This is a genomic window from Porphyromonas macacae DSM 20710 = JCM 13914 (assembly GCF_000379945.1).
GTDB lineage: Bacteria > Bacteroidota > Bacteroidia > Bacteroidales > Porphyromonadaceae > Porphyromonas > Porphyromonas macacae.
In genome coordinates, this window is sequence record NZ_KB904124.1 from 635,525 (window position 1) to 659,864 (window position 24,340).

Annotated in this window: 23 protein-coding genes; all 23 read right to left on the reverse strand. The window is 42.3% G+C overall.

Annotation, left to right across the window (positions count from 1 at the left end):
- Positions 1–20: 20 nt before the first annotated feature.
- Positions 21–590 carry a DUF4199 domain-containing protein gene (locus A3GI_RS0102970; RefSeq protein ID WP_018359985.1) on the reverse strand — a complete coding sequence of 190 codons (570 nt, stop codon included), beginning with the start codon at positions 588–590 and terminating at the stop codon, positions 21–23.
- Positions 591–737: 147 nt separating this feature from the next.
- Entirely contained in the window at positions 738–1,592 is an 855-nt protein-coding gene (locus A3GI_RS11130) for a LytR/AlgR family response regulator transcription factor (protein ID WP_147277725.1), read from the reverse strand.
- 3 nt (positions 1,593–1,595) lie between these two features.
- Entirely contained in the window at positions 1,596–2,384 is a 789-nt protein-coding gene (locus A3GI_RS11135; RefSeq protein ID WP_026215897.1) for a LiaI-LiaF-like domain-containing protein, read from the reverse strand.
- Between the two features lie 128 nt (positions 2,385–2,512).
- Entirely contained in the window at positions 2,513–2,875 is a 363-nt protein-coding gene (locus tag A3GI_RS0102985; RefSeq protein ID WP_162151373.1) for an META domain-containing protein, read from the reverse strand.
- 147 nt (positions 2,876–3,022) lie between these two features.
- Positions 3,023–3,850, reverse strand: a complete 828-nt coding sequence (gene murI, locus A3GI_RS0102990; protein WP_018359990.1) for a glutamate racemase — start codon at positions 3,848–3,850, stop codon at positions 3,023–3,025.
- A gap of 217 nt (positions 3,851–4,067) precedes the next feature.
- Complete coding sequence (locus tag A3GI_RS0102995) at positions 4,068–4,763, reverse strand: phosphatase PAP2 family protein (protein WP_018359991.1); 696 nt, start codon at positions 4,761–4,763, stop codon at positions 4,068–4,070.
- 23 nt (positions 4,764–4,786) lie between these two features.
- Positions 4,787–5,677, reverse strand: a complete 891-nt coding sequence (locus tag A3GI_RS11140) for a tetratricopeptide repeat protein (RefSeq protein WP_018359992.1) — start codon at positions 5,675–5,677, stop codon at positions 4,787–4,789.
- A gap of 10 nt (positions 5,678–5,687) precedes the next feature.
- On the reverse strand, positions 5,688–7,499 hold the full coding sequence (locus tag A3GI_RS0103005) for a BatD family protein (protein WP_018359993.1): 1,812 nt from the start codon (positions 7,497–7,499) through the stop codon (positions 5,688–5,690).
- A 9-nt stretch (positions 7,500–7,508) separates the two neighbouring features.
- A complete protein-coding gene (locus A3GI_RS0103010) occupies positions 7,509–8,276 on the reverse strand; it encodes a tetratricopeptide repeat protein (protein ID WP_018359994.1) in 768 nt (255 codons plus the stop codon).
- On the reverse strand, positions 8,254–9,294 hold the full coding sequence (locus A3GI_RS0103015) for a vWA domain-containing protein (RefSeq protein ID WP_018359995.1): 1,041 nt from the start codon (positions 9,292–9,294) through the stop codon (positions 8,254–8,256). The genes A3GI_RS0103010 and A3GI_RS0103015 overlap by 23 nt, the downstream gene beginning before the upstream one ends.
- Positions 9,294–10,277 carry a vWA domain-containing protein gene (locus A3GI_RS0103020; protein ID WP_018359996.1) on the reverse strand — a complete coding sequence of 328 codons (984 nt, stop codon included), beginning with the start codon at positions 10,275–10,277 and terminating at the stop codon, positions 9,294–9,296. Before A3GI_RS0103020 ends, A3GI_RS0103015 begins: the two co-directional genes overlap by 1 nt.
- Complete coding sequence (locus tag A3GI_RS10385; protein ID WP_018359997.1) at positions 10,274–11,272, reverse strand: hypothetical protein; 999 nt, start codon at positions 11,270–11,272, stop codon at positions 10,274–10,276. Before A3GI_RS10385 ends, A3GI_RS0103020 begins: the two co-directional genes overlap by 4 nt.
- Before the next feature lie 21 nt (positions 11,273–11,293).
- A complete protein-coding gene (locus A3GI_RS0103030; RefSeq protein ID WP_026215900.1) occupies positions 11,294–12,166 on the reverse strand; it encodes a DUF58 domain-containing protein in 873 nt (290 codons plus the stop codon).
- A 15-nt stretch (positions 12,167–12,181) separates the two neighbouring features.
- Positions 12,182–13,177, reverse strand: a complete 996-nt coding sequence (locus tag A3GI_RS0103035) for an AAA family ATPase (RefSeq protein ID WP_018359999.1) — start codon at positions 13,175–13,177, stop codon at positions 12,182–12,184.
- A 65-nt stretch (positions 13,178–13,242) separates the two neighbouring features.
- Positions 13,243–14,628: a LysM peptidoglycan-binding domain-containing protein gene (locus A3GI_RS0103040; protein WP_018360000.1), complete on the reverse strand. Its 1,386-nt coding sequence runs from the start codon at positions 14,626–14,628 to the stop codon at positions 13,243–13,245.
- A 9-nt stretch (positions 14,629–14,637) separates the two neighbouring features.
- Positions 14,638–15,951 carry a 30S ribosomal protein S12 methylthiotransferase RimO gene (rimO, locus tag A3GI_RS0103045; RefSeq protein ID WP_018360001.1) on the reverse strand — a complete coding sequence of 438 codons (1,314 nt, stop codon included), beginning with the start codon at positions 15,949–15,951 and terminating at the stop codon, positions 14,638–14,640.
- A complete protein-coding gene (gene ftsY, locus A3GI_RS0103050; protein WP_018360002.1) occupies positions 15,948–16,901 on the reverse strand; it encodes a signal recognition particle-docking protein FtsY in 954 nt (317 codons plus the stop codon). The genes rimO and ftsY overlap by 4 nt, the downstream gene beginning before the upstream one ends.
- A gap of 27 nt (positions 16,902–16,928) precedes the next feature.
- A complete protein-coding gene (nspC, locus tag A3GI_RS0103055; protein WP_018360003.1) occupies positions 16,929–18,071 on the reverse strand; it encodes a carboxynorspermidine decarboxylase in 1,143 nt (380 codons plus the stop codon).
- A gap of 597 nt (positions 18,072–18,668) precedes the next feature.
- Positions 18,669–20,936, reverse strand: coding sequence for a GH92 family glycosyl hydrolase (locus A3GI_RS0103060; RefSeq protein ID WP_026215901.1), 2,268 nt, complete (start codon positions 20,934–20,936; stop codon positions 18,669–18,671).
- Positions 20,937–20,953: 17 nt separating this feature from the next.
- Positions 20,954–21,487, reverse strand: a complete 534-nt coding sequence (locus tag A3GI_RS0103065; protein ID WP_238319998.1) for a nitroreductase family protein — start codon at positions 21,485–21,487, stop codon at positions 20,954–20,956.
- A 34-nt stretch (positions 21,488–21,521) separates the two neighbouring features.
- Entirely contained in the window at positions 21,522–22,130 is a 609-nt protein-coding gene (locus A3GI_RS0103070) for a riboflavin synthase (protein WP_018360006.1), read from the reverse strand.
- Positions 22,131–22,157: 27 nt separating this feature from the next.
- A complete protein-coding gene (thiL, locus tag A3GI_RS0103075) occupies positions 22,158–23,192 on the reverse strand; it encodes a thiamine-phosphate kinase (protein ID WP_018360007.1) in 1,035 nt (344 codons plus the stop codon).
- Between the two features lie 54 nt (positions 23,193–23,246).
- Positions 23,247–24,332, reverse strand: a complete 1,086-nt coding sequence (gene lpxK, locus A3GI_RS0103080) for a tetraacyldisaccharide 4'-kinase (RefSeq protein WP_018360008.1) — start codon at positions 24,330–24,332, stop codon at positions 23,247–23,249.
- Positions 24,333–24,340 lie beyond the last annotated feature (8 nt).

Consider the following 24,340-nt stretch of genomic DNA (forward strand, 5'->3'; position numbering starts at 1 on the left):
TTTTTCATTAGAAAAAATCTTTAATTCTGAACGTCGCTTGCCGGCTTTCTTCGTAAAATCAAACCATTGGGGATGGAGAGAATCGCTCCCCAAAGAATATTGTTGGAAATGTCTTTTATAACGAGATTCAAAGGAGGAATGGCCATATATTCGTTAAGAATCTCTGTCCAACTTTTGCCATTCATATATTTTCCGAATATTTCTTTCATTTCCGGCCTTTGCATAATTTCTTCCATACGCCCCATAAAATCGACCATCTGAACAGGCATCATATAGGCGTAATAGTAATAGTGCAGCAAGGAGGAGATAATGGAAGCAAAGAAGTAAAGCATGAGTCCGTATTGCCATCCGTGAAAAGCGGAAAAACCGCTTTTGGGAGAGACGATACGGTTACGATAGTTTTTCGTCAGAAAGAATACGATAAACGGTACTGCTATCGTAAGCGGCAAATAGAGCAGTGATAACAGAGGGAATCGAAAGAAATAGCAGACACATAAATATTTGACGAGAAAGAAGATTCCTAAATATAACCCGATCCGCGCACTGTGTGCAAGTAATTTGCTTTTGTCTTCCAACTGTGGTAACATCATAAATGTTCGTCTTAAAAGATTTTTATTAACCTCTGTATTATCTGCCCAAAGGTAATACTTTGATTTTATACATAAGGGGCAGATATATCCGGCATATTTGCATATGAACCGTATTCCTTACAAAGAGCTGTTTATTTAACGAATGTTTCAGATGCCTAAAGTTTGACGTAAACGCTTGTATCCGCTCAAACTTGCACGTATGGAAATACCGTTTTTTAATATCAAGGCCTGATTTTGTTTATCGTATCGCTCTACGCGTTCGATAGCATGAACATTGACAATATATGAGCGATGTACACGAACGAAAATATGAGGGTCGAGCTGTGTTTCCAGATTTTTCATGGTTTCTTCTTTTATGAGTCTTTTTTGTGCTGTATAAATCATCATATAATCGCCGTTGGCTTCTATATAAATAATATCTTTTACGTTAATCACCTGAATTCTGTTGCCATCTTTAACGGCCAAATGATTTTCATAAACCATATTCGCTCCGGGATTGCCTCCTTCTTGTATTGAAGCAGCATCCTCATTTGAACCGATACCCGTGTGCTCAAATGATGAGCTCGGTTCCGTATCCTGTTTTTCCGATTTTGCTTTGTCTCTGTTTTCCAGAATAAGCAAGCAAAGCAATATCGCCATAAAATCGATCAGAGACAGTAGTGGAATAATGGAAAAAAAAGGGACAAAAAGATGTGCGAAGAAAACATAAACAATCAAAGAGAAAACACCTTCCGTTAGAGCAACTACTGCAACAGCGATAGGCAAACGAACAGGGAGCAAAGAACAACCGGAAATAATGGATGAATTTATCGTTCGTACCCAATCCACAAATAACGCATATACCACAGCATGGATACCCATAAGCCATGGTAAAGCATTTTCCAATTGCAACGGAGATATGGGAAGCAATACCAGCCATTGCAACAGGGACAAAGACAGAGAGAAAATTAATGTTTGTACAAAAGGTATCGACAACAGCATCATCTGTGTAAAATCCGTCAAGCCTTAAAGAAAATGCATCCCTCCGAAAATAACATTGCCTGTTATTATCAATCTGCCACCTTTTTCTTCTTCAGAAACGGGATATCGTCTGTCATCCTCAATTCCACCGAAAAGAGTTTGCGATCTGATATCCAGAGAACAGTTATCCGGAAGAAACATTTCCACTCCGCCGAAATAACAATTTATTTTCAATTCAACTTCCTGTCCGGGAGGAATCTGTACTTTTCTCAGGTCCAGTTTTATCCCTCCGAAAAGAACCAGTACATTCCCCCCGTATAATGATGTCGAAAGCAAAATATACTCAGAGCCGCTAAAGATGCATTCCTTGTGGAAATAGCCTTGTGAGAAGTCTGAAGCCATTTTTCCTCTTTCGGTTTTGTATCCGGTATCTCCTTTTATATGCTCTTCATTTATGAGTATATCTCTGTTCAATTTTCGAGAGCGTATAAGCATGGCTGCTCCGATAATAATGAGAACCAAAGGCCATAGATTATGAATTTCATGAGCATCTATATTCGGTAATAAACCGGGGTAAAGCAAAAGAATTCTTGGTACCAGAAAATAGATTCCCACAAAGGAAAGTATTATGCCTGTTTTTTTCTTGCCCGATATCAAAAACCATAAACCCGAAATCAATATAAATATGGGCCAGGACAAGAAAACATAAGAAAAGTCGGGGCTGATGAGATTCATTTTCTTCAACAGAAAGAAAATACCCGCAAAAATTAATATCAAAGCCGGAGCATTGGAATGTCTGTTGCTGCCCGATGATCTTTTATTGATGTTTCTCATATATTTAACATTAAAAGAATATATGCAAATATAAATAAGAAGAGGTTGTTTGTTAAGTGAAAAACGACAAACAGACGCTTTTCCTCGACAAACAACCTCTTTTTATCTGTTCTAAACCAAATACCCGGTTACTTCTTGGGCATGGCGAACTCTATGATGGGGCCGACAGAGTCGGAGACATCAGCCCGCTCCACATCATATAAGTAAAGCTTGTCATCCTTTATCAGATAACTTTTAACTGCCTGCAAACGGGCGATATACTCCTGTTCTTGCATGATGTTCTCACAAGCGGCAAGAGTCGAATAAATTTCACTGAATTTAATTCCGCCATTTTCGTCTATTGTCAAAGTCCCCCCATAAATATTGCAGGGAGCTTTTCCGGAGAATTTATTCTCCGAAGGATCCATTAAGAGGGTCGTATTCATATTCTTAAAAACAGTATCTCCTTTTATAGAAAGCAGTTGCCAGGTCGTTTGCTGTTTTGAGAGCATTTTTAATGTTTTTTGGGCTTTATGCTTTACGGAATTGTTTTTATTATCTTTTGCTTTGGAAGTATTGCATCCCGTAAAAGAAAATATTGCGATACAAAGTACGAATAATAGGTTTACTGATTTCATGTCATTTTGTTCTACTGTTTACTAATCTATTTTTATATGTTCGGCCTCTATGGGATCACTCAAGAAAATGGACGCAAAATCTGCAAAACGGCTCGGATTTTCTGTAGTCAAGTATTGAATTTGTCCGTTTTTACTAATTCGGTTTTCCATTTCGGGGTGTCTTTGCAGGTAATCTTTTAATGAAGAAGCGACATATTCACCCTGTGCCAATATCTTAATGGTAGAAGTGACTAACCTTTTAATCTTGGGGCGTAAGATCGGGTAATGGGTACAACCGAGAATAATCGTGTCGATAGAATCGTCTTTCTTGAAAAGATTATCCAAATGCTTTCGGATAAAATAGTCGGCTCCGGGACTTTCTGCTTCTCCTGTTTCCACAAGCGGTACCCACATGGGGCAGGCTTCTTCACTGACTGCCATGTGAGGATATAATTTCGCTATTTCCATTTGATAGCTATGTGAAGAAATGGTTCCCGGGGTTCCCAAAACCCCGATGTGTCCATTGGTTGAGAGTGAACCCAAAATTTCCACTGTCGGCCTGATAACTCCCAAAACACGCCGGGTCGGGTCTTCGCTGACCGGCAACATATTCATCTGGATGTTTCTTAGGGCTTTGGATGAAGCGGTATTACAAGCTAATATGATTAATGGACATCCCATATCGAACAGTTTGTTAACGGCTTGCAGGGTAAAGTCATAGATTACTTCAAAAGAACGTGTTCCATAAGGAGCACGAGCATTATCGCCGAGATAGATATAATCATATTGAGGCAATAATTTTCGTATTTCTGAAGAAATGGTCAATCCTCCGTATCCCGAATCGAATATACCAATAGGAGCGTTTGTCATTACAATTGTTGTTTTTAGTCTTATTCCGGGTTGTGATATAGAATAATAACACAACAAATATAAGGTAAAATAGATTTGAAATCGGTAAAGCTGTTTGTTGGCATTGTATTTCACCTGTAAAATAATTAGGCCGATAACGTTGTCTGCGTGTAAAACGATACCCATGAAACGTTTTTCTCAAAACCGTAAAAAACTCCTAACCGAGGGATTTTATATTTTAGTTCAGCTTGGAAACTGCATTTACGATTTCACGTACCTGAGCCGATATGCTGAGCATTATCATGATAAAGCCCACAATAGACCATTTCCAGAATGGCAGAGCTATCCGGAAAATACTGTTGGTCTCTTTAGGGCCCTTGGGACTGACCCATTTCAGACGAACCCATCTGTATAATTTATACAGCAGAAAGCCAACGATCAATCCTACAATCACCCCTACCAGAATATCGGAAATGAAGTGAACACCTAAATATATGCGACTATAAGCCACCAAAGATGCCAGAGAGAAAACAATGATCGAATACCATTTATCTCTGACAATAAGAGCTGTTAGCATGGCTACGGAAAAGAAATTGGAGGCATGACCCGAAAAAAAGCCGTACAGATAACCTCTGTAACCATAAACCGTTTTTACAATATTTTCATATTCCGGATGATGGGTCGGTCTGAATCGGGTGAAATAAGGTTTTGCGATACCGGAACTGAGCTGATCGCAGACCAGTATGCAAAGCAGTATGAAAATAACCACCAGCATACCTTCCTTGAATGGTTTCCTGTAAAAGAGATAAGTAACAAAAGCAATAATAACACATGTCCAAGACCATTTTGTAGAAATTAAATACATGAAAGCATCCCAAAAAGGAGAATGAGCACTATTGAGAAAAAGAAAGGCATAATGCTCTATATCTAACATTTGCTCTAACACGTCCGTATAATTTAGTCGTTTGTTTTATTTGAATTCTTCAGAATTTTCTCTACGGTATTCTCCGCAAGCCATCCTTCTTTGTCTGCCCCGACTGAGATCGGATACCATCCGGATATGGGTGTTCCTGTGATTTTCACCTTAGTACCTTCATGCAGGTTGAACAAGAGAGTACCACTTTGATCCGGAGTACTCCGGACTGCTACCTCTCTTTCTATGACAATGGCTTCGTTCTTTCCTTCGTTAAAATATTTTTTTTGATGATATGCCATCAAATTGAACAGTATCGTAATAATCAATGCTGCAAAACCGATCGATATTCCTGTTTTTTTCATCCGAGCCGTTCGTGATACGAAAATTGTTACAACCGAAGCAAGGAGCACACAGAAAAAGAAAAATGCAATTATGTTAATGACCGTCAGTGAAAACGAAAAACTTACCATATGCCATGCTTCGTCGACCCACGTGGATGTATTTGCCACTTTATCCACTGTTTTTAATTGTGCCATTCTTAGGTTTTTGCGGATATCCTGATCCAGAGGGTCCAAACGGAGAGCACGTTCATAATTCAATATTGCTTTACCGAAAAGGTTTTGTTTATAATAGCAATTACCCAGATTGTAGTAATAACCCGAATATTTTTCATCGTCATTTATCCGTTGCTCATAAATAGCAGCTGCTTCTTCATAATTCTTTTTATTATACAATTCTAATGGGTCTTGTGCTGAGTGTAGAGATGAAGACTCGGCCTCTGCAGGTTTATCCGAGTCGACAGGTTTTTGCAAAACACTGTCTTGCCCGTTGTATGAATTGTTTTCTGCTTTTAATTTTAATGAGAAGATAGAGAAGATAGAAAAGCCGATGAACAATATCAAAATTCTAAAGAGCAAATTATATAGTTTCATGATAGTGCAATTAATTTAGTTTAGCATTAACAATCCGTTCTATGATTTTTTCTGCATCCGCATAAAGTTTATCCATCGCCGACAAATCTGAAGAGGGTGCATATTTTTCATATTCGGCCTGATCTATGACTTTAAGAATATCTTCAATCAATTCGGATGTTGCCCCTTTCCGGCTCAATACGATTTCAATATTGGAGCGATTGAGTTCGGACAAAGACATTTTGAATTTATCACCGAGAAATCCCCATAAAGCTCTGAGTAGAGCTGTGTTGAAAGATTCCTTATCTCCGGCCAGACGAAATGTATTTGCTTCGCGAAGTCTTCGTTTGGCAACGTTATTAGCTCTCCTGTGTTTGAGTGCTGTTTCGTTGCTTTGCAGTCGTGTCATACGTTTTAGTGGAACAAAAACAATCACAGCTATAAGGATACCGATCACATACAATAACCAATGTAACAAACCGAAAGTAAAATCGTAACCGACCAGTCGTTTAACTCCCGTTTCTTTCTTGAGATAGCTGATATCCTGGCTCAATAATTTGATATCTTCTTTATTGGCGGTAGAGGATACCATACTTACCCCGTCTTTCCCTTTAGACACGGACAAACTCACAGATCTGGATTTAAGTGTTTTATACGATTTGGAAACAGGGTCGAAGAACGAAAATTCAAATTCCGGCAGTGTATACTCACCGGTTTGCCGGGGTACGGCATAGTATTCGATCGTTCTGCTGCCTCGAACTCCACCGGCGGTAACTTCGATTTTGTTTTCCACTTTCGGATCGTAAACTTCAAACGTATCCGGGAACTTCAGTTCGGGACTTGATAATAATTTCAGGTTCCCCTCACCCGTAATATCGACTGTTACGGTCATGGATTCGTTCGTTTTCGGCTTTTGGGATGAAAGGTTGACCTTCATGGAAAACTGTCCCACAGCTCCATTGAAAGAGCCGGGTTTATCTTCTGCCGGTAGAGGGGTAACATCGATATTAACCGGTTGTGAATAAATTTTCCGGCTCACGATAATCGGGCGTGCGAAAAAAGGATCTTCATCCGGTTCGGGCGGCAGTGCCAGAGCCACCTGTATCATACCGGCAGGGAGTTGTAGCCTGCCATTGCGCTGTGGAAATAAAATCATACGCTGAATGACAGCTGTTCGATAGTTCCTGCCATTATAATTTTCCAGAACCAGCTGAGCCTCATTGCCATCTTCCACGGTTTGAGAAATAAAACCATTGAATTCCGGCATTTTAAGATCTTCCAACTGCTGCACACCTATATTGGGATCTATGTACAACTTGAAAGTAACCGCAATGGCTTCCTGCTCATACACCTTCGTTTTATTGACAATAGTACGGTAAAAGATGGAATTCGAACTGATTTGTCCCGTACCATTCGTTTGATTGCTACTCCCGGCTGTACCCTGAGAAGGGGTATTCGGAGGCAATACCTTAATCTTAAAAGCTTGAGTGGTAAGCTGTTTTCCCTGACTTCTTATCGAAGCACTTCCCACTTCGAATGTGCCCTCTTTTTTAGGTATAAGAGTATATGTGTATGAGGTACTCTGTGATTTGCTGCGCTTCCCGTTGTTATACTGCACCATACTGCTGGAAGTAACAGCCGGACCGTATAAGACATCAAAATCCGACATGGAAGGGGCTCTAAAATCCGAACCCGAGGCATCTTCAAGAGAAAACACAATTTGAAAGCGTTCGCCCATAGCCACGGATTGCGGTGCATTCACCTTAAAAGATTGGGCGAAACCGACAACCGGTAAAAGAGAAAATATAATTGCGAAGATTTTTTTATAACTGTTCTTTATCATAGAAATCACCTACCATTTCTTTTTAATTTTAGCACTCGCAGCACGTTGCTTTTTTTGTTTTTCACGCTCAACCTTCTGACGTGTTTTATTTTCATCTTGTTTGTAGGCCTCCAAAATCTGTTCTGCCTGTTGTGGTGTCATCTCACTTTCCTGATTTTTTTGAGGCTGATCCGATTTGTTTTCATCCCGGTTTTGGGGCTGTTGAGGGTTTTCTTTATTCTGATCTTTTTGATCCTGGTTTTGCTGTTCCTGATTTTTATCCTTGTTCTTATCCTTATCGGATTGATCATTTTCGTTATTATTTCCTCCGCCTCCCTGGTTTTGTTTGTTTTGTTGCAGTTGTTTCTGTGCCAGAACCAGATTATAGCGGGTTTCGTCATCATTCGGATTCAGGCGCAGAGACATTTTGTATGCTTCTACACTTTTTGCAAAATCTTTTTGCTTCATAAAGGCATTGCCGATATTGTGAAAAACATGAGCCCGTTCTTCATTTGTGAGATTTTGAACATTGGATAAGCTTTCAAGATAATTTACAGCCTCCTGTTCTTTACCCTGTTTGTATAAAGCATCGGATAATCCGAAAAGAGCATGAGTAGAAGTACTGTCTCGCTGCAATGCCTTTCTGTAACTGATTTCAGAATCGGTAAAAACTTCTTTCTTAAAAAGTTTATTCCCTTTTCTGATATCCGTCTTGATACCTTGAGCCCAAGAAAAGTGAGTCCCCAAAATTATAATCAAGAGAAGTACCCCCGGTTTATTTATATTCTTTTTTCTCATCCTTAAAAAGATTGAGTTTACGTAAGAAACGGCTCTTACGCTCTTCAATGAAGAGTTCTACAATAAGCAAAATTAAAGCGATTTTAGCAAACCGGTCGAATAATTCCATATAGCCCGATATTCCGCTTTTGGAGACATTGGCCTTTGGCAGTTTATCCAGTTGTTTCAACAAGCGGTTTGCTATGGCCGATGCGTTGGTGCCTGTTATCACGATACCGTTACCGTTCTGAGCGATTTCATTACACATGCTTTCATTGAACTTCGTGATAACTACTTTACCTTCTTCGTCTTTCATGTATCCGTCATTAACAGGTATAGGCCCTCCTTCGGGAGATCCTACTCCGACTACATTGACTTGAATACCTTCCCTGGCCGCATCCTTGGATTTGCTGACGGCATCGTCTTCATGATTTTCTCCGTCGGTTATCACAATAATCGTTTTCCCGATTTCTCTGTTGTCCGAAAAGGCTTTCGAAGCCATTTGGATAGCCGCTCCAATGGATGTTCCCTGTGCCGTAAGCATTTCCGGGTCTATGCCGGAAATCATTTCTTTGGCTGCCGAAAGATCTGTTGTGATAGGTATTTGTGTGTAAGCATTACCGGCGAAAACTATCAGACCGACTTTATTCCCGGCCATTTCGTCGAACAAACGATTCAGGATTTGTTTGCTGAAAGATAAACGATCCGGAGCCAAATCCTGGCTTAACATCGAATTCGAGATATCCAGGCAAACCATGGCTTCTATTCCTTTTTGATCTTCCGGAACCTGAGGCCCTCCCGGAATTTGAGGACGTGCCAAAACGATAATCAAAAAGAAAGTGGCGGTAATCATCAATACACCTCTGTATAGCCTTCGCTTGCTTGATGCTTCCGGCTTCAGAAGCCTTAACATTTTCACTTCTGCAAACCGCCGTTGTTGTTTACGCCTTTGGTAATAGGCATAATACCAAATCGCAATCATCGGCAGTATAATTAGCAGCCAATATAATATCTCGGGATTTTGAAAGTGGAGTTTCATTACGGATTCGTTCTAAGATATGTATTACGTAAAACAAACTCGATCAATACACTGATGAAAGCCAGCAGGGCATAAATCCAAAACTCTTCATGTTTAGTATGAAAGCTTTGAGTGGAGAGTTTTGTTTTCTCTAATTGATCTATTTCCCGGTATATTTCATTCAGGGAATGATTGTCCACAGCCCTGAAATATTTCCCTCCGGTCAAGTCGGCCATCTCCGTTAAAATATTTTCATCGATATCTACCGGCATCATTTGTACCCGCGTACCGAAAGCTGTGGGCACGGGGTAGGGAGCCTCTCCGCGAGTGCCGACTCCTATGGTGTACATACGGATGCCGAAAGTACTTGCCAGTTGAGCCGACATTTTGGGCGTAATATCGCCACGGTTGTTGGAGCCATCGGTCAATAAGATGATTACTTTACTCTTCGTTTTACTGTCTTTCAAACGACTGACTGCAGTCGTAATCCCCAAACCGATGGCTGTACCGTCTTCCAATAAACCGACTTTAGAGTCCTCCAGTCGGTTTAACAGTACGGCATGGTCGGTCGTCAGAGGGCACATCGTAAAACTTTCTCCCGAAAAAGCTACCAAGCCGATATTATCATTCGGACGGCTCTGTATAAACTTATGGGCAACATCGATGGCTGCTTCTATTCTGTTCGGTTGTAAATCCATGGCCAGCATACTGCCGCTGATGTCGATAGCCAAAACAATGTCGATACCTTCTACCGCATCTTTGCTCCAGCTGTTCGTTGTTTGCGGTCGAGCTATTGCTATAATGAGCAGAGTCAGAGCAATCATCCGCAATATAAACAACAGATGCCTGAAATAGGAACGGAAACCTCCTGATGTTTTTCCCAGAGAACTTAAAGACGGGAGCAATAATGTGGGATGAACTCTTAATAAGCGATAGATATACCAGAAAATCAAAACCGGTATGATCAACAACAAGTATAAGAGGTGCGGATTTACGAAAGTCATAATTCAGCCTCCACTTTTTCAGTTAAATTTTTATTTTCCTCTCCTCCTTCATGACGGTTCCAGGTTGTATCTGCCAGATTCAGGAAAGCATAGGCCTCTTGCATCGATCTGTAATGCTCATCCGGTAAAGGTTTGTATTTGGCAAACTTCGCCATATCTGCAATAAAAAAGATGCTGCGTATAGAGGTGACCAGTTTTTCGGGTTCGGCATTTCGTTTTAATGTATCGACAACTTCCGAAGAAGTCATTTCCTGTACATGTAAAGCTTTCTCTCTATAAATATATATTTTCAAAATCTCCACCAGATTACTGTAAAACAGTTTATATTGCCCCTGTTCCGGTAATTTTAGCTTATCCAACGCTGCTAAATTGGCTTCTGCTTCTTCTTTGGGTGATAACCGTATTTGCGGTACAGCGACTGCGTTACGATCTTTTTTTCTGAATTTGAACTTTGTTTCCAGCCATATAATAAATAATAGCATGATGAACATAAGTAGCCAACTGATGGGATTGGAATATACGATTATCAGGATATCCCGCAGAGTATAAGGCAGTTTCCACGGAGTTTTGATGTCGAAAAACTCATCGGGCTTCGATAGATCTACTTCCGGCTGGACCACGTTCAAAGCCAATGGTTGTGACTCCGCTTGTGCTGTCGGAGTTTGAACGATCATCGGAGGAATGGTTACCAGTGTAGAGTCGAACGATGTAATAAGGCACCGGCCTTTTATTTCTTTGATATGATCGTCTATATCCAGCGTATCCGTAAATATCGTACTCAGGACTTCGAATCTCGTTCCTCCCAGGGAATCTGCGGGAAGTAACAATTGCGTATTCGTCAGGTCATCGGTGCGAATGGTGAAATCCAATACTGCCTGTTCGCCTGTTTTAATTTCATGCCTGTCCAATTTCGTTTGTACGGATACCTTTTGGGCAAACAAAGAAACGGAGGATATTGCACAGACGGTGAAAAAGAAAATTTTTCTTAATTGCATAATCAGTTAAGTATCAAAAAGCTAAGATCTTTTCTTAAAAAGATTGATTAGCTGTGGCACATAGTCCTGACCGGTATGAACATCTATGCTGTCGATACCCAGTTTCTTGCACAAATTGGCATGTTGAGATTGGGCTGATTGATAGTTTTCCTGGTAAATCTTTCTGATTTTCCGGGATGCCGTGTCTATCCATCTTTCCTGTCCTGTTTCTGCATCCAGCAACCTTACCAGCCCCATTCTCGGCAACTCTCTTTCGCGCAAGTCATAGATACGTACCCCAATCATGTCATGTCTTCGGGAAACGATCGTTAATGCATCCTGATAATTCGGAACATATTGCATAAAATCCGAGAGGATAAACGAAGTACAACGTTTTTTGAGCACTTGTCTCAAAAAAGTCAAAGCATGATTCAAGTCGGTTCCCTTGGAATCCGGCTCGAATTCCAGTAACTCACGGATGATATAAAGAATATGTTTTTTACCGCTTTTAGGCGGAATGTATTTTTCCACTTTATCGGTAAAAAGGATGGCACCGACTTTATCATTGTTCTGTATGGCAGAAAAAGCCAAAGTTGCCGCAATTTCCGTAATCAGTTCCCGCTTGGTTTCACTTTGTGTACCGAACAGGGTACTGCCCGATAAGTCGACCATTATCATAACGGTCAGTTCACGTTCTTCTTCAAAGACTTTGACATGAGGGCTTGCATAACGAGCCGTCACATTCCAATCGATATCCCGTACATCATCGCCAATCTGATAATTCCTGACCTCGCTGAAAGCCATCCCCCGCCCCTTGAAGGCGGAGTGGTATTGACCGGCAAATATTTGTTCGGAAAGTCCTCTTGCCTTTATTTCTATGCGACGAACTTTCTTTAGCAGTTCTGCTGTATCCACAATCAAATTCCTCTATTAAGGCACTTCTACTTTGTTGATGATATTACTGATAATTTCATCGGAAGACAGGTTGGCGGCTTCGGCCTCGTAACTCAGTCCGATACGGTGTCTCATCACATCATGACATACGGCACGGACGTCTTCCGGAATAACATATCCGCGTTGCTTTATAAACGCATAGGCACGGGCAGCCAAAGCCAGATTGATAGAAGCACGCGGGGATGCTCCAAATGAAATCATGGGAGAGAGCGACTCTAATTGAGCACGCTCGGGGAAACGTGTCGCAAACACGATATCTACGATGTAGCGTTCGATTTTTTCGTCCAAATAAACCTGTTTGACTACGTCGCGGGCCTCTATTATATCCTGTTTGGACACGACCGGCCGGATAGGATTATTTCCCGGATTTATTTGTTGGCGTATGATTAACTTTTCTTCTTCCTTTTGCGGATAGGAAATCAATACTTTCAACATAAAACGGTCTACCTGAGCTTCGGGAAGAGGATATGTTCCCTCCTGTTCTATGGGGTTTTGCGTAGCCATCACCAGAAATGGCTCAGGCAACTTATAGGTAGTATCGCCTATCGTTACCTGACGCTCCTGCATGGCTTCCAATAATGCGCTTTGCACTTTTGCCGGAGCACGGTTTATTTCGTCCGCTAAAATAAAGTTTGAGAAGATAGGCCCCTGTTTTACTTGAAACTCTTCGTTCTTCTGGCTATACATGAGCGTTCCCAATACGTCTGCCGGCAGTAAATCCGGGGTAAACTGTATACGGTTGTAATCGGCATCGATCAGCCCGGCAAGTGTCTTAATGGCCAATGTCTTTGCCAAACCCGGCACACCTTCCAGTAGAATATGGCCGTCTGCCAGCAATCCGATGATCAGGGATTCTACCAGGTGGTTTTGTCCGACAATGGCCTGGTGCATACCTTGTTTCAATAATTCAACAAAAGCGCTTTTCTTTTCGATGAATTCTGTTAAAGCACGAATATCTATCGGTTGTTCCATCTTTATAATGTTTGTATTTCTTGTTATTTTCTCATTTTGTCCACAAAGATAGCCTATTAAGCCTGTTATGGGATTTTGTTTTTATGCCATATTTTATATTCTGTCCTTTCTAAACTTAACGCCTTTTGTATCGAAATAGTATCCGAGGCATCTATTCCATATTTGTCAGGCATCGGTATCTTAATTTCCACTCCGATGGGGATATTGTTCGGATCTTTTATTATGTCCTTATTCTCTTCATAGATATAAATCCAAAAAGCCTTGTGGCCGTAGAACTTACGAGCATAAGATGCCAGTCGATCTCCTTCCTTGATCTTTGTTGTTGCCAATGACTCCCAATGTTTTTTCTCCGGAGCAGTTTCAGTCAGAGGATTGGGAACGGGATCCGCTGGTTTATTGACTTCCATTGCCGGGTTTCTTTTCGGAAGTTCCTTTGCGGGCGTATTTTTTTTCTGCTTTTTTTGCTGTTCAATAACGGTCTGATAAATAAGAAATGACACGGTGAGCAGCAATAGAATACCTGCAATACTCCAATAAACAGCTTTTCTATTCTTTTTTTGGGGAGCCGGTTCTATTGTTCCGGAGAAGGATTTTTGCGGAGGTTGCCCTTCGGTTATTTCATCTTTCTTTAACGTCGCCTTATGGCACTCCTGAATTTCGGTATCCGCATGAACCACCTCTTTGGGTGAGGGCAGAGCATTGTCTTCCGTCTCATTGTTACTTTCATCGATTTGCTCCGTCTCTACGAAAAGATTGCTTTCAGGCAATCGATTTGCAATTATTTCTGCCGGCTGCAATTCTTTTGATTCTTCCGGGATTTCTTCGGTAGTCCATGAAATGTAAGAAGTGATATAGCCTGAGAGCATATCGAGAGATGAAACTGTAAAAACAGCCGTATCCGGCACATCGTATCCGGTTGCTACCTCTACCGGTTCAAACATCGAAAAAGATCGGTTGAGGAAATCAGGCAATTCTCCATTCGGCAAAAAAGTATAGCCGGATGGAGAGCCCGGGGTGCTTTGCTCAGCTGTAAACGAACCTATTCCACTCCAAAATACACAGCTCTTTTCCGATAGAAAAATCTTAAAAACAGAGCTTATCGCCATCCACCACTTACTGCATACCGTAGATGTAAAACCGGTTATTTCGGCCAACGCTTCGGGTAATAAATTCTGCGTCGCATTTTTCTGTTCCGGTGTTAACAACAGGTTTATACGAGGAGGGATCAAATATCTTTTACCGTCAGGAAGTTCGGCAATATATTCGGTACTTTTATTTATACAAAAAGCTCCGATACCTGCAATCGAAACGGTTTCACCACGATCCAGACGGATTTGCAATTGCTGAATTAAAGCTTTCCATAGCATTTCGGAGGTAGCGTACTCCACCTCTGCCGAACGTCCGAGTTCGGCAATCCACAATTCGTGTTGGAGACTGTTGTTATTTTCCATGTGCAAACTTTACTCTACAACTTTTCCAAACAGGTCGAAAGAACCGCAATCTTCAATTTCTACCTCATAAAATTCGCCCACAGACAAGCGGCTCTGATCAGAAGCGCGAATAAGTATTTCCTGATCCACTTCGGGGGAATCGTATTCCGTTCTACCCACATCGAACTCATCTTCGTTCCGGTCGATTATAACTTTGAAGCGTTGTCCGATTTTTTGTCTATTCAAGCCATAAACGATCTCCTCCTGTAGAGACATGAGTTTGTCGAGTCTTTGCTGTTTAACTTCAAAAGGAACATTGTCGGCATAGTGCTTATCGCAATAAGTATCTTTTTCGTGAGAATAGACGAAAGCACCCAGGCGATCGAATTTTTGGGTGTTGACAAAATCCAGCAACTCTAAAAAATCCTCTTCCGTTTCATCCGGGTGTCCGGTCATCAATGTGGTTCGCAATGCTATACCCGGCACTTCGCCTCTTATTTGTGCCAAAACATCCAAAGTCTGTTGCTTGGTAATATTTCTGCACATTTTTTTAAGCATGTGGTCGCTGATATGCTGCAAAGCCAAGTCCAAATACTTGCAAACATTCTCCCGTTCCCGGATAACACGTAATATATCGAAGGGAAAATGGGTCGGATAGGCATAATGCAATCGAATCCAATCCAGACCTTTGATATCGGACAAGCGTTCCACTAACTCCGGCAGTTGATGTTTGCCATTCAGATCCAGACCATAATAAGTTAAATCTTGAGCTATCAGCAGTAATTCCCGTACACCGCTGTCGGCCAAACGTCGGGCTTCGGCAAGAATATCCTGCATGGAGCGCGATTTGTGTTTCCCTGTGATCAACGGTATGGCACAATAAGAGCAATGTCGGTCGCAGCCTTCCGAGATTTTGAGATACGAGTAATGAGACGGTGTGGTTATTGCCAGCGGATTTCCGGCCAGACGGGCATCGGCGTAATAGGATTTACCCAGCTTGTCCAATAAATCTTTCCAATCGAATTTGCCATAGTAAAAATCTACTTCGGGGATCTCTTTCTTCAGGTCTTCCCTAAACCTTTCGCTCAGGCAACCCATTACATAGAGCCGGCCGATGATGCCGCTTTTCTTGGCCTCTACCAGGTTCAGAATCATGTTCACAGACTCTTCCTGCGCATCGGCTATGAAACCACAGGTATTCAAAACGACGATTTCGCCCCTTATTTGCTCCGGATTGTGTTTTACGGTAAATCCGTTAGCCAGAAATTGTCTGATCAGAGCTTCCGAATCTACCAGATTTTTAGAACAACCGAGCGTGATTACGTCTATTTCGTTTCTTTTCATTCACCAAATAATGAATCCACAAATTCTTTCTTGCGAAAAGCCTGTAAGTCTTCGATACCTTCTCCCAGCCCTATGTATTTGACCGGAATGCGGAACTGATCGGAAATACCGATAACTACTCCGCCTTTGGCTGTACCGTCAAGTTTTGTAACTGCCAGGGCATTGACTTCGGTAGCTGCTGTAAACTGTTTGGCCTGTTCGAAAGCATTCTGTCCTGTAGAGCCATCCAGAACCAAAAGAACTTCTTGCGGTGCTTCGGGAACAACCTTTTGCATAACCTTTTTTATTTTGGACAGCTCGTTCATCAGCCCGATTTTATTATGTAAGCGGCCTGCCGTATCGACGATAACAACATCGGCTTCGGATTTGACGGCTGCACTCAGTGTGTCGAAGGCCACGGAAGCGGGGTCGGAGCCCATTTGTTGCTTAATCAGCGGACAGCCTACCCGGTTTGCCCAGATTTCCAACTGTTCGATGGCCGCCGCTCTGAAAGTATCCGCAGCCCCCAGCATGACTTTCAGACCTTGCTGTTTGAACTGATAAGCCAGTTTGCCGATAGTGGTGGTTTTACCTACGCCATTCACACCCACAACCATAATTACATACGGTTTGCCGGTATTTTCCAGAGTGAATGATTCCGCATCATTCACTCCGTTTTCACTAAGCAGATTGCCGATTTCATCGCGCAGGATATTCGTAAGTTCGGATGTGGAAACGTATTTATCACGTGCCACACGTTCTTCGATGCGTTTAATTATTTTCAAAGTGGTGTCTACTCCCACATCGCTTGTTATCAATATGTCTTCAAGATCATCGAGCACACTGTCGTCGACCTTGCTGCGTCCGGCAATGGCACGTGTGAGCTTTCCGAAAACGTTTTCTTTGCTTTTCTGCAAACCTTCATCCAAAGTTTCTTTTTTCTTCTTGGAGAATAAGCCAAAAATACCCATATTTTCAAATTCTTCTTTTAGTCGTTATCAATCCATACGGCCTTTGTAGTCTTCATAGCCGTATCTGCGCAGTACCTCCATACTTCCGTTCGTCCGTTTCAAAACGATATCGGGATGAGGAATGCCGTTAAACATATTGGTTTTTACCGTAGTGTAGTGCAGCATATCCTCGAATATGATTTCGTTGCCGATCTGCAGCTCTTTATCGAACAACCAATTTCCCATATAGTCTCCGCTGAGACAACTGTTTCCCCCTATTCGATAAATATTTTCGGCAGCATTATATTCGTGCGTATGCTGTGCTCCTCGAATAACAGGATGATAAGGCATCTCCAGACAGTCGGGCATATGGCAGGTAAACGAAACATCCACGATGGCTGTGCGAATACCCTGATGCTCCACAATATCGATAACATGACTGCGTAAATAGCCTGTTTGCCACCCGAAAGCACTGCCCGGCTCCATAATCAATTGCAAATGCGGATGCCGGGATTGGAAAGAGCGGAGGGTATCTACAAGCAATTCAACATCATAATCTTTGCGTGTCATTAAGTGTCCCCCACCCATATTCAGCCATTTAACCTTCTTCAATGCCGAAGCAAAGTTTTTCTCGACAATGGCCAATGTTTGCCTTAAATCCTCTGCAGAGCCTTCGCACAAACTGTGAAAATGTAATCCCTCTATTTCTTGCGGTAGCGGATCGGGCATCTCAGATGCCGGTACGCCGAAGCGTGAACCCGGAGCGCATGGGTTATACAATTCTGTTTCTATGGCAGAAAACTCGGGATTGATTCTAAGTCCCAAGGAGACGGAAGAAGCTCCGGCAATATCCTTAAGAGCTTCGAACTGGCTCAGAGAATTGAACGTTACGTGACTGCTCAAACGGCATATCTCTTCAAATTCATCGCGCTTATAAGCAGGGCTGAAAGTATGAGCCGGCGAACCCATTTCATAATAAGCCAGACGTGCCTCAAAAATAGAACTTGCCGTACTGTAAGGAATGTATTCCCGTATGATCGGAAAGGTTTTCCACAGGGCGTATGCTTTGAAGGCCAGAATAATTTCCACACCCGTACGGTCTGCTACGGAACGTATCAGCTCCAGATTTTTTCGTAAAAGCTCTTCTTCCAACACATACGCCGGTCTCTGAGGATCGTCCATCTCTTTCATTAGCAAGCTTTGATTTCTATATATTGTATACGCATCATTTTATCGTACAAAGATACGGATAATCGGACAGACTTCCATTGTGGATAAACTTTATGCAATACCGTGCATTTCCCATTCTGAATTATAAATTTCACAGAAATTTTAAGAATCGTTGATTAAAAAAATGCAAAGAAGAAGCAAACGAGAGGAAGACAATATCATTTGAAGAAATGAAAAACGATTGCACGTTTTGCCATATTTTCTTTTTATCTGTAATGGCCTGATTTAGAGGTGTATAAGAGAAATGGAAATTGTTGTCAAGAAAGATTGAAAATTCTCTGCCTGATGGTTGAAAATTCTTCAGGCAAAGAAAAAAAATCCAAGTTAACTTCGTTGAAAATCCATTGAGCTAAGAATTTTCAACCATCAGACAAATTCACATTTAAGAAAGTGGCGAATATTATAAAAGGCTGTGTATCAAAATTCATTTTTGACGCACAGCCTTTACATGTCGTTAAATCTTTTCTAATGAATGTCGTGTTCAACGTTCAAAAGAAAGCCATAATTATTTTACTTTTGAGTTTCTCATACTTTCAGACCGGAGAATTTATTCTTATGTCAGAAGAATATCAACTCTTTGGCGTTCATAAGTAAAGAGTGGTCGATGCGATAAGTGTTGTTATAAACCTTGCCGGTAGACGATATTTTATATCCGTTGAAATATTTTCCGCTTTCCCTCAATTTTGGATCTACGGTAATAACCAGCTTGTCATTGGCATAGTACTTTTTATCCAAATGAATGGTGATCTTGGAGAAAACGGGTAGTGTAAGGGCATATTCAGTATTGCCCGGACAATCCGGATAGAATCCCATCATGGTGAATACAGCCCATGCGCTCATTGTGCCTGTATCGTCATTGCCCGGTATGCCTGTGGGGGCATTGTGGAAATGTTGTTTCAGCAATTCGCGGGTGATTTTTTGTGTTCGCCAGGCTTCGTCCGGAAAGTAGGTGAAAAGATAAGGATAGGCGATATCGGGTTCATTGGCAGGGTCGTAGTAACCTTTGTCAAAAACAAGTTGTAGTTTTTGTACGAATTTTTTCTTTCCGCCCATCAATTTGGTTAATCCTTTGATATCGTGAGGCACAAAAAAGGTGTAGTTCCATGCCGTTCCTTCATGAAATCCGGGACAAGGCTCGAAATTTTGGCCATCCAGAGGATTGAAAGGAGTAAGAAATTTGCCGTCGGGCAATACAGGGCGTAAGGTGCCGAATTCTTTATCGTAATATTTTTTGTAACGCAGAGACTGAGCCAGATACTTTTTTGCATCTTTTTTGTGACCGAGAGCACTCGCAAAACAGGATAGATTCCAGTCTGCAATGTAATATTCCAACGCATGCGATACGCTGTTGTCATACTTTCCCCGTATCGGCACATAGCCCAGAGAGAGGTAGTCGTCGTTGTCGGGGCGCATTTTATTCTCTTTCCCGGGAGTATCTGCTCCTTTTTTCATGGCTTCGTATGCCAGTGCGGTGTCAAAATCCCTCAGACCGCGTTGATAGGTATCGTTGATGACGCTTATCGAAGGGTCGCCTTCCATGGTCAGCGTTTCACGCCCGTACAGTTCCCATTTCGGCAGCCATCCGCTTTCTCGATACATATCCAGCATGGTGTTTACCATGTCCAGTTGTCTCTTAGGGTAAATAATGCAAAGCAAAGGGTGCACATTACGATATGTATCCCACAAAGAGTAGACGGTGTAGCGGTCGTGATTTCTTTTGCCTGTTTTCAGACTCTCCATTTGGGGATATTCTCCGTTCACATCGTTTAATATGTTCGGATGAATCAGAAGGTGATAGAGAGCGGTGTAGAAGATGGTTTTTTCTTCATCCGTTCCTCCTTCAACTTCGATAATACCTAAGGTTTCATCCCACCTTTTTTCTGCTTTTTCGACCAGTTGGGTAAAGAAGGGGCGGTCTATATGTTCAGTCTGTTGCTCTTCATGCAGGTTTTTTAGCGCATTCTCTTCGCTGACAAAACTGACAGCCGTTTGTACATAAAGCGTTTCTCCCGGTTTTACATGGAAGCTGAACCATACGCCGATATCATCGCCGCTCATATCTTTGGTATAGCCACGGTATACCTTATATTTACCATGATCCTGATCCCATTCGGCTTCTACGCCTTCCATGGGGCGCTGTTTTTTCCAGTATCCACGATCCAAAGCCTTACGGTCTATGCGCATGGCAAAATACTGTCTGAATACAGCCTGCGGATTGTAGCAAAATGTGCCCATGAGTTTGCTGCCTGTAATGGTGGAATCGTTAATGAACCTTACCGTGGCTCCCGATTCATTCGTCAATCCTTCTCCCAGATTCAGCAGAATGTTGGCTTTACCTCCTTTGCTGTATGTGAATGCGGAAAGTGCTGTGCGCATCGTGGCGGTTACTTCCGCTTTGATGCCGTGATTATCCAGATAAGTACTGTAGTATCCCGGTCTTGCTTTTTCCTTTGACATAATACTGCCGTACTTATGATAATCGACTTCCAATTCGCCGGCTGTGGGCATTAAGAGAATGCTGCCCAGATCGGGACATCCTACGCCGCTTAAATTCACATGGCTGAAGCCTGTGCAAAACTTATTGTCGCTGGTATAGGGAGCACTCCACCATCTTTTGTCTTTGTCAAAAGAGTTGAGCTCCGAACCCATTACATTGAAAGGTGTGATATTCATCAAACCATGAGGAAGATTGGCTCCGGGGTTGGTTGTGCCGAAGTTGCTGCTGCCGATAAACGGGTTTACATAATGCGAATATTTTTTTTGCCCGTAAACCAGAAAACTTATGGATAAAAAAAATAAAAGAAACAGGGATTTCGAATAATTCATAGTGTCGTGGTTGTTATTTACCATTTGTCGATGTGAAGAATTGAGTCTATAGGTTTGCGTTTTTTTGGTCTTTTCGGATCTTTGCTGTAACCTAAAAGAATGACGAGTGCAATGCGTTTGCTATCCGGGATACCCAGCTCTTGCCGGAGCTTTTTTTCCTGGAATAAACCCAGGATGCAACTGCCAAGTCCGGCAGCTTCGGCAGCTAAAACGATATGGGCTGTCGTTATCCCGAGGTCATAATCGGAGAAACGCTCCCCCTGAAGTTTATTGCCTATACGTGAAGTCCAGTTGGAACGCTCTTCCACCACCACAATCTGAGCCGGGGCTTGCCGGGCAAAATGGTTGATGGGCACTAAAGTCGTTCCGCATCGAGAGGCCACTTTTTGACGTGTCTCGGCATCTGTAACCAGAATAAAACTCCAGGGTTGACTGTTGGTGGCGGACGGAGCCAGCCGTGCCGCTTCGATAATTTTCAGCAGCACAGACCGGTCTATAACCCTTTCTGAATCAAACTTTCGGTCACTCTGCCTGCTTGTGACCAGATTCATAAAATCCCGAAGATTCATTCCCGATATTGTAGGCTTACAGATTATTGTATTCCTGCATTTTGGCCAGATACTTGCCCACGATGTCGAATTCGAGGTTTACGACTGTACCTCTCTCGATACGGCAGAAGTTTGTATTGTCGTGTGTGTAAGGGATGATAGCTACCTGAAAACTGTTCAGTTCGGAGTTACACACCGTAAGGCTTACCCCATTGACACAAACAGAACCTTTTTCTACCGTCATATAACCTTTGCGTGCCATTTCGGGTATGAGATCATATTCGAATGTATAATACCAACTGCCGTCACACTCTGTTACTTCGATACAACGTGCTGTTTGATCTACATGGCCTTGAACGATATGTCCGTCGAGGCGTCCGCCCATCATCATGCTACGTTCGAGATTCACGAGGTCGCCTACTTGAAGCAAGCCGAGATTGGAGCGATCCAGTGTTTCCTGTATGGCTGTAACGGTATATGTGTCGTCTTCAATGTTTACAACAGTCAAACAGACACCGTTGTGTGCGATACTTTGGTCTATGCTCAATTCATTCACAAAAGAGCATCGCATCGTGATGTGTAAATTAGACTGTTCCTTCTTTAATGCCACTACTTCGGCATATTCCTCTACAATTCCTGAAAACATAATCGGGTATAATATTAAATAGTAAAATTAATTTTCGTTAAAGGCATTCCACCCCTGTGCACGCAAGCGGATTTCAGCTCCGTCTCTTGTAACCAGTGCCGCTCCGAGTTCCGGCGCCGTAATGTGTCCGATAATGTGTATGTCATCGATGTCGGCTACAAGGTCGTGCATGGCCAAGGGTACGGTAAACAGCAATTCGTAGTCTTCGCCTCCATTGAGAGCTACTGTCGTTACATTAAGATTCATCTGTTCTGCCATCGATGCGGTTTGATAATCGATGGGAAGCCTGTCTTCATAGATTCTTATCCCCACATGGCTGTTTTTGGAGATGTGAAGCAATTCGGATGAAAGTCCATCGGAGATATCCATCATTGAGGTCGGTTTGATATTCGCTTTTTTCAGTGATTCTACAATGTCTTTCCGGGCTTCGGGTTTGAGCTGTCTTTCCAGAATGTATTCATGCCCTTCGAAAGCCGGTACGAAATCTTTATCGCCGTCGAATACCCGCTTTTCACGCTCCAATAACTGTAATCCCATGTAAGATGCTCCCAGATTGCCGGAAACACAGATCAGATCGGTCGGCTGAGCCCCTTTTCTGTAAACAATTTCTTCCGGGCTTGCCTCGCCGATGCAGGTCAGGCTCAGAGTAAGCCCCGTCATGGATGCACAGGTATCGCCTCCGATCAGGTCGACATTGTAAAGATCGCAGGCCAGTCGAATACCGGCGTACAACTCCTCGATATCTTCTACTGAAAATCGTTTGGATACCCCTATTGAAACGGTCAGTTGCCCAGGAGTACCGAACATGGCATATATATCGGAGAAATTTACCACGGCAGCTTTGTAGCCCAAGTGTTTGAGAGGACAATATACGAGATCGAAATGGATGCCTTCGAGCAACATATCGGTGGTGATTAAAACTCTTTTCCCTTCTCCGTAGTTCAGTACTGCGGCATCATCGCCGATACTCGTTTCGGTACTTTTGTTTTTAGGTTTGAAGTCTTTGGTGAGATGTTCTATAAAAACAAACTCGCCGAGAGAGGATATTTCGGTTCTTTGCATAATACTATATTCGTCTTTCGGGATAAGGCGTATTTTATTTTATAATTTGGAATGTTAGATAGAAAAGTTTGTACGGGATGCCGCTTGATGGATCAGTTTGTTGAAGCTGTTTTCCATACCGAACATAATTTTGACCTTGATGGGAATATAAAATAAACGCTCTTTTATTTCTTCAGACAGGTAATCGGCAAATTCGGCAAGTCTCATTGCGTCTTTTTCTGTCGTTACCACCGCAGCATTCGGATTGTTATTCAGTTGCTGCCGGAATTTTTTATCGATGTCGTCAATTTCCTGGATGGAGAAATTATGATGATCATCGAATACCAGCTTTTCCGCAATTAGGTAGCTATTGCTTAGATAGAGATGGAACGGTTCGGGTTTGGCAATTCCTGATATAACTAAAAGGGGGGTATCGGATGGTAAATCGGTTTCTTTCCCCGATATTATCGATCGCGGTTTACCATAGACCATTGCGGAAAAAAATGCTTTCTGGTGTGGGTAAAGCCCTAAGTCTCGATCTGCAATCCTTCTGTCGATAGGTTGCATCGTTTCCGGACATTTGGTGATGATGACACAGTCTGCACGAAAACGTCCGTTCATGGGTTCTCTTAATCGGCCTTCGGGCAGGAGAGAATCTTCGATCATGGGACGGTTGTAATCTGTCAGAAGTATAGCATAAGACGGTTTTATATACCGATGTTGGTATCCGTCATCTAAAATAACGATTTGAGGACGTTTCTCCACCGGTTGCTCCAAAAGCCATTTGAGAGCCCGGCGCCTGTTCCCGTCTACTATGACACGCACATCAGGGTATTTGAGTTTTATTTGCTTAGGTTCGTCGCCTACTTCACCAACCGTGGATTCTGTGCAAGCCTCGATCAATCCTTTCGTTTTTCGCTTGTATCCCCGGCTTAATACCGCTATCCGGTAGTGATCCCGTAGCAATTCGATCAGATACTCCACATGAGGAGTTTTGCCTGTTCCGCCAACCGTAATGTTGCCAACGCAAATGACCGGTATATTAAAAGTTTCCTGCTTGAGGAGACCGTGGTCGAAAAAAGCATTACGCATCTTAACTCCTGCCCCATACAAAAATGTAAGGGGTTTTAGCCAGAAGTTAGGATGCGTATTCAAACTCATTTATAAAA